The 6,762-nt window shown below is 72.3% G+C and carries 5 protein-coding genes; 2 read left to right on the top strand and 3 right to left on the bottom strand.

Features of this window, described 5'->3' with window-relative positions:
* Positions 1-148: 148 nt before the first annotated feature.
* Positions 149-1,786, bottom strand: coding sequence for an APC family permease (locus AE652_RS31990; protein WP_049657940.1), 1,638 nt, complete (start codon positions 1,784-1,786; stop codon positions 149-151).
* A 132-nt stretch (positions 1,787-1,918) separates the two neighbouring features.
* Positions 1,919-2,569: a hypothetical protein gene (locus AE652_RS31985; protein WP_159028606.1), complete on the bottom strand. Its 651-nt coding sequence runs from the start codon at positions 2,567-2,569 to the stop codon at positions 1,919-1,921.
* 192 nt (positions 2,570-2,761) lie between these two features.
* Here AE652_RS31985 and AE652_RS31980 point away from each other — a divergent pair, with 192 nt between their 5' ends.
* Positions 2,762-4,336 (top strand): phosphonate degradation HD-domain oxygenase, encoded by a 1,575-nt coding sequence (locus tag AE652_RS31980; protein WP_049657935.1) that lies wholly within the window; start codon positions 2,762-2,764, stop codon positions 4,334-4,336.
* A 1-nt stretch (position 4,337) separates the two neighbouring features.
* On the opposite strand, the gene AE652_RS31975 is transcribed toward AE652_RS31980, so the two are convergent.
* Positions 4,338-5,180: a GntR family transcriptional regulator gene (locus AE652_RS31975; RefSeq protein ID WP_234348617.1), complete on the bottom strand. Its 843-nt coding sequence runs from the start codon at positions 5,178-5,180 to the stop codon at positions 4,338-4,340.
* Positions 5,181-5,591: 411 nt separating this feature from the next.
* On the opposite strand from AE652_RS31975, the gene AE652_RS31970 reads away from it, so the two are divergent.
* A complete protein-coding gene (locus AE652_RS31970; RefSeq protein ID WP_049657932.1) occupies positions 5,592-6,761 on the top strand; it encodes an ABC transporter substrate-binding protein in 1,170 nt (389 codons plus the stop codon).
* Position 6,762: the final 1 nt, after the last annotated feature.

The following is a 6,762-nucleotide window of genomic DNA, read 5'->3' as shown; positions in this document are numbered from 1 at the left end:
CCGAGGCCGCCTGGAACGCGACCGTCGCGGCCTGACGCGCGCACGGCGACCGTCACGGCCCGACCCGCGCACGGCGACCGTCGCGGCCCGACCCACGCACGGCGGCGGCCCCGGGAGCAACTCCCGGGGCCGCCGCCGTACCCGGCCGTCAGTGCCCGTTGACGTCCACCACCTCGACGCCGCGGATGTTCCGCTCGATCTCCTCCGCCGGCAGCGCGATCGCCAGCGCCCAGTAGTAGACGACCAGCGAGAACACCACCACGACGGCGATGTCCCACCACAGCGGCAGGTTCCCCTGCGCGCCCGCGCCGAAGGTGCCCTGCCAGGAGACCACGCCCATGCCGAGCAGGTAGACCGGCAGCCACTGCCCGGCCCGGAAGTCCATCCGGGGCGCGTTCGGCATCCCCTTCGAGCGCGCGTACCAGGAGTACCCGCCGAGCAGCAGGTAGCCGATCACGATCGCCAGGCCGAGCCGCCACAGGGTGTCCCAGCCGGACCAGTAGATGACCAGGCTCGCCACCACGAAGGCCAGCGGCGAGACCACCGAGCCGCCGGGCAGGTGGTACGAGCGCTCCATCCCCGGCAGCCGCTTGCGCAGCACCCCGAAGGCCAGCGGGGCGCCCGCGTACATCAGCACCACCGCCGAGGTGATGAAGCCGACCAGCCGCTGCCAGCTCGGGAAGGGCAGGAAGCAGATCACCCCGGCCACCCAGGCGATCAGCAGGCCGAGCCAGGGCACCGCGCGCTTGTCGGTGGACTGCAGCGCCTGCGGGGCGTAGCCGTTGCGGCTCAGGCCGTAGGTGACCCGGGAGCTGGAGGTGATGTAGACCAGCCCGGTGCCGGCCGGTGAGACGACCGCGTCGATGAACAGCACGGTGGCCAGCCAGCCCAGGCCGATCAGGGTCGCCAGGCCGGCGAACGGTCCGCTGATCCCGGGGTAGTCGAGCGTGGTCCAGCCCTTGGCGAAGGTCTCCGGCGGCAGCGCGCCGATGAACACCACCTGGAGCATCACGTAGACGACCGTGCCGATCACCACCGAGCCGAGCACGGCGCGCGGGATGTCCCGGCGCGGGTTGCGGCTCTCGCCCGCCCACTGGATGGCCTGCTCGAAGCCGAGCAGCGCGAAGATCACCCCGCTGCTGCTGATCGCGGCGAGCACGCCCTTGGCCCCGTCCGGGGCGAAGCCGTGGACGGTGAAGTTGGAGCCGTGGAACTCGGTGAGGCCGAGCGTGATGATGGTCAGCACCGGGATGGCGACCTTCCACACGGTGGCCGCGCTGTTGGTGTGCGCGAGCAGCCGCACGCCGAGGAAGTTGACCGCGACGAAGACCCCGAGCAGCAGGGCCGCGACGACGAACCCCCAGCCGGTCAGCGTCAGGTCCTTGTTCAGCAGGCCGTCCGCCCAACTCCAGTGCTGGGCGTAGTTGATCATCGCCTGCACCTCGATCGGCGCGATGGTCGCGGCCTGCAGCCAGGTGAACCAGCCGAAGGACATCCCGGCGAACCCGCCGAAGGCGTAGTGCGGGTAGCGCGCCGTGCCGCCCGCCACCGGGAACAGCCCGCCCAGTTCGGCGTGCACCAGCGCCAGCAGGATGATCGCCACCGCGCCGACGCCCCAGGACACCAGCGCCGCGGGCCCGGCCGCCACCGCGGCCTTCTGCGCCCCGAACAGCCAGCCGGAGCCGATGATCGCCCCGACCGAGGCCCAGAGCAGTCCGATGACGCCGACCTCGCGCCGCAGCGCGGTGTGCCCCGAGCCGGGCGGATTGGAGGAGGAATGGGCCATTGCTCGCACCTCTCATATATCGGGACAAATCCACCCCGACAGTGCCGCAGCCCCCACCCCTCCCCCACCGAAACGCGCGGCGCCCCGCACCCCCTCACCCGAACAGCCCGCCGGAGGCGGCGGCCGGGTGGCTCAGGACGGAACTTCGGCCGTCCTGCGGAACTCGCGGGTCCGGGCGGCGACGGCGTCGACGGAGAGCGCCCGGCCCGGCAGCCACTCCACGTAGACGCCCCACATGCTGCCGTCGGCCCAGGCGCAGACGGCGACGGGCTTGCCCAGGGTGTTCCCGAGGCCGCACTTCATGGCCCCGCCCCGCTCGCCGGGCTCGACGTCGCGCAGGCCGGTGAGGGTCACCTCCTCGGTGTCCTGGGCGGCGACGACGTCGTCGAGCTCCGAGGAGGGCAGGAAGATGTGCTTCTCGTAGACCATGACGACGGCCCCCCGACTGTCGGCGGGGTCCTGGTAGCCGGTGCTCGTGACACCGGAGTGCCCGCCCAGACTGGTGGACTGCTTGGCCAGGGAGACCTCCGGGCGCAGTCGCATCCCGTCGAAGGACTCCGGCGCGCGGTACCCGTACGCGCCGAGGGCGGCGAAGTTGTCCGCGAAGGCGACGCCGAAGACCGCGGCTCCGAGGACCGCGACACCGGTGACGCCCAGCCAGAACCTGCGGCGGGAACGCGGGAGCGGGCCGGCGGGGGCCTCGTCCACCACGGATTCGGCGTGGACGCCGTCCGGCACGGGCGCGGCGGGGACGGCGGGCGGGGCGGTATCGGCTTCATGCACGCGCAGATTGGAGCAGGTCCGGACCATCACGTGCAAGGACTTTCCGGGGCGGCCCACCGGGCACAGTTCCCGTGGCGTTCACCCGCCGGGCACGTGGAACTCACCGAGGGCGGGCAGGCTCCCGGCAGGGCCGAAGTTGGCTATACAACTTTGGCCGACACGACAGCCGTAGTGCCGCCGAGGAGAAGACCGATGACCGAGCTGCCGCCGTACTGGCTGCGCGACAACTGCCCGTGCGCCGAGTGCCGGGACCCGCGCAACGGACAGAAGCTGTTCCAGATCCACGAGCTGCCGCCAGACCTGGCGGTCGCCGCGAGCACGGAGGCCGACGGGCACCTGGAGGTGCTCTGGTCGGACGGGCACCGGTCGCGGTACCCGCGGGAGTGGCTCGACGGGACGGACGAGGGCGACGGGCGCACCGAGCGGGGCAAGCGGCTCTGGACGGCGGCGGACTTCGCGCCCGGCCTCCCCGGGGCGTCGTGGGAGGCCTACCTGACCGACCCGGCCGAGCAGGCCGCGGTGCTGGCCGCCGTCCGGGACAGCGGCTTCGCCGTGCTGCGCGGGGTGCCGACCGTCGAGCGGCAGGTGCTGCGGGTGGCGGAGAGCTTCGGGTACGTGCGGGTCACCAACTACGGGGAGCTGTTCGACGTCCGGGTCGAACCGTCCCCCAACAACCTCGCCTTCACCAGCGTCGCCATCGCCCCGCACACCGACAACCCGTACCGGGACCCGGTGCCGACCCTCCAGCTGCTGCACTGCCTGGAGAACTCGGCGACCGGCGGCGACTCCGGACTGGTGGACGGCTTCAAGGCCGCGGCGGTCCTCCGGGAGGAGGCGCCGGAGGCCTTCGAGGTCCTCACCCGCACGCCTGTCCCGTTCGTCTTCCGCGACCGCCGCACCGAGCTCCGGGCCGACCGCCCGCTGATCGACCTGGACCCGAAGGGGCGGATCCGCGAGGTCCGGTTCAACAACCGCTCGACCGGCACCCTGCGCGGATCAGGCCTGGACGCCTTCTACGCCGCCTACCGCCGCTTCGCCGAGATCACCCTGCGCCCCGAGCTCCAGCTCACCTTCCGCCTCGGCCCCGGCGACTGCCTGGTCTTCGACAACACCCGCCTGCTGCACGCCCGGACGGCCTTCCAGCAGGACGGCCACCGGCACCTCCAGGGCTGCTACGCCGACCTCGACTCGCTCTCCTCCACCCTCGCCGTGCTGCGCCGCCGGGCCGCCGCCCTGGACACGATCGCCGCGCTGTTCGCCGGCGAGGGCGCCGCGGAGTACCTGGGCGAGGAGGTCACCATGGCCGAGCACATGCTCCAGGCCGCCGCCGCCGCCGAGGCGGCCGGGGCACCCGACCACCTGGTCGCCGCCGCGCTGCTGCACGACGTCGGCCACTTCCACGGGGCCCTGCACGGAACGGATCTGATGCAGGGTCAGGACAACCGCCACAGCGACTCCGGGGCCGACTGGCTGGCGGGCTGGTTCGGCCCGGAGGTCACCGAGCCGGTCCGGCTGCACGTGGCCGCCAAGCGCTACCTGTGCGCGGTCGAGCCCGGCTACCGGGAGCGACTCTCCGCGGCCTCCGAGTACACCCTGACCGTCCAGGGCGGCCCGATGGACGAGCAGCAGGCAGCCGCCTTCGCCGAACTCCCGGGCGCGCGGGACGCGGTGGCGGTGCGGCGCTGGGACGAGCAGGCGAAGGAGGCCGGCGCCCCGACGCCCGGCTTCGCGCACTACCGCCCGCTGCTCGCCGCGCTCATGCGGTAGCTCAGTCCAGCTCCCGAGCGTGCCGCGAAAGCGCCGACGTGGCCAGGGAGTTGTGCACGCTGAACGCCACCGTCCCGGGCAGGTAGCGGTCCTGGGACCACTCCACCGGCGTGCCCGTCGGGTCGGTCGTGCGGCGCCGCTCGCGCAGCAGCGGACCGCCCCGGCGGCAGCCGAGCAGCCGGGCGTCCTCACCGTTGGCCGGGACGATGTCGATGGTGTGGTCGGCGTCGGTGAACAGGATGCCGTGCTCGCGCAGCACTTCGGTGTGCGAGACGACGTCCGGCGGCAGTTCGGCGACGATCTCGCCGACCCGCGGCGGGTAGACGGTGCGCTCGACCATCACCGGCGTGCCGGACAGCGTCCGCAGCCGGACGATGACGTACACCTCGGCGCCCTGCTCCAGGCGCAGTTGCTCGCGTTCGGCGGCGTCGGCCGGGCGGCGCACCAGCGAGTCGAGGATGCCGCCGGGCTCCTCGCCCATCGAGTACGCCCAGTGCGTGAAGCTGAGCAGTTCGGAGAAGCTCTGCACCCGGGCGCCGCCGAGGACCACCCGGCGGGTGCCGCGGCGGGAGGTGACCAGTCCGTCGGAGCGCAGCACCGCGAGCGCCTGGCGGACGGTGCCGCGGGAGACGCCGTACTGCTCGGCCAGCGCGCCCTCGGCGGGCAGCCGGCCGGCCTCGCCGTACGCGCCGGTGGTGATCGCCTCGCGCAGGTCGGCGGCCACCTTCCGGTACAGCGCGCCGGGGCGCTCCGCCGGGGGTTCCCCGGCCGCCGAGGGGGCTCCGGCCGCCGGGCTCCCGTCCGCGGCCGGGGGGCCCTCGGGGCGCTGGGGCTCAGTTGCCACGTCAGTCAATGTCCCTCCTGGGGCGGTGTCCTGCGCAGCCGTACCGGCGCGGACAGCCCGACCTTACTCCGCTGCGCCTTCGAAGCATCGCACCGAACGGATCACGCTCCGATGGCCGGATTCCACCGTTCCCGCACCCGACCCCGGCGCTGGGCCGTCCGTTCACCTTCCCGTCACCGGACTCCGGCGTACTTACTGCCGTCAGCGAAGTTGGCTAGTCAACTCGGACGACGTCGATCGATCGCTCACCCCGGTCGGCCCGCCGCCCTCCGCAAGGCCTCGCGAACCTTCGCAAGGCTTCACGAACCTTCGCAGGCCGTCCCAGGCCTTCGCGATCCTTCGCGAGGCGCCAGCCCGCGGAACCCCCCGCGAGCGCCCTCGCAGTACGCCCCCTTAACAGGAGACTTCCCCGTGACCGTGCACCGCGCCCGCGCCGCCGCCTTCGCGGCCGTCCTGACCGCCGCCGCGCTCTCCCTCACCGCCTGCGGCTCCGCCGGTTCGAGCGCCAAGTCCGGCGACACCGCCCAGGGCGGCGCCAAGGACGCCAAGACGGCCACCTCCGCCGCCGACTTCGGCGGCATGGACGGCCTGATCGCCGCCGCCAAGAAGGAGGGCAAGCTGCACGTCATCACGCTGCCCCGGGACTGGGCGAACTACGGCAAGATCATCGACAGCTTCAAGGCCAAGTACGGCATCGAGGTCGAGGAGGAGAACCCGGACGGCTCCAGCCAGGACGAGATCAACGCGATCAACTCCCGCAAGGGCCAGGACCGCGCCCCCGACGTGGTCGACCTGGGCAGCGCCTTCGCCCTCCAGGCGGTCAAGGACGGCATCCTCGCCCCCTACAAGGTCGCCACCTTCGACAAGGTGCCGGACACCATGAAGGACGCGAACGGCGCCGCCGTCAACGACTACGGCGGCTACGTCTCCATCGGCTGCGACGCCAAGAAGATCGCCAACTGCCCGAAGACCTTCGCCGACCTGCTCAAGCCGGAGTACAAGGGCCAGGTCGCCCTCAACGGCAACCCGACCAAGTCCGGCTCCGCCTTCGGCGGCGTCTACGCGGCCGCGCTCGCCAACGGCGGCTCGCTGGACAACATCCAGCCCGGCATCGACTTCTTCGGCAAGCTGAAGCAGTCCGGCAACTTCAACCCGGTCGAGTCGACCCCGGCCACCGTCGAGAAGGGCGAGACCCCGATCTCGATCGACTGGTCCTACCTGAACGCGGGCTACACCGACGAGTTCAAGGACAAGGGCGTCGACTGGAAGGTCTCCATCCCGACCGACGGCTCCTACGCCCAGTTCTACAACCAGGCCGTCAACAAGTGGGCCCCGCACCCGGCGGCCGCCCGCCTGTGGCAGGAGTACCTGTTCAGCACCGAGGGCCAGAACCTCTTCCTCGGCGGCTACGCCACCCCGTCCACCTTCGAGGCCCTGAAGAAGGACGGCACCCTGGACGCCGCCGGCGCCGCCAAGCTGCCCACCGTCGAGAAGCCGTTCACCACCTTCCCGACCGTCGACCAGATCAACGCGGCCAAGAAGGTCGTCACCGAGAACTGGACCAAGGCGATCGCGGGCTGAC

It is taken from the genome of Kitasatospora sp. MY 5-36 (assembly GCF_001182915.1).
In the GTDB taxonomy this organism is placed as follows: domain Bacteria; phylum Actinomycetota; class Actinomycetes; order Streptomycetales; family Streptomycetaceae; genus Kitasatospora.
The sequence above is the reverse complement of the archived record's forward strand: the minus strand, read 5'-3'. Positions and strand labels throughout refer to the sequence as shown.

Excerpts from the sequence above, each read along its gene's own strand:
- AE652_RS31990 (WP_049657940.1), bottom strand. The coding sequence starts at position 1,786 with ATGGCCCATTCCTCCTCCAATCCGCCCGGCTCGGGGCACACCGCGCTG.
- AE652_RS31980 (WP_049657935.1), top strand. The coding sequence starts at position 2,762 with ATGACCGAGCTGCCGCCGTACTGGCTGCGCGACAACTGCCCGTGCGCC.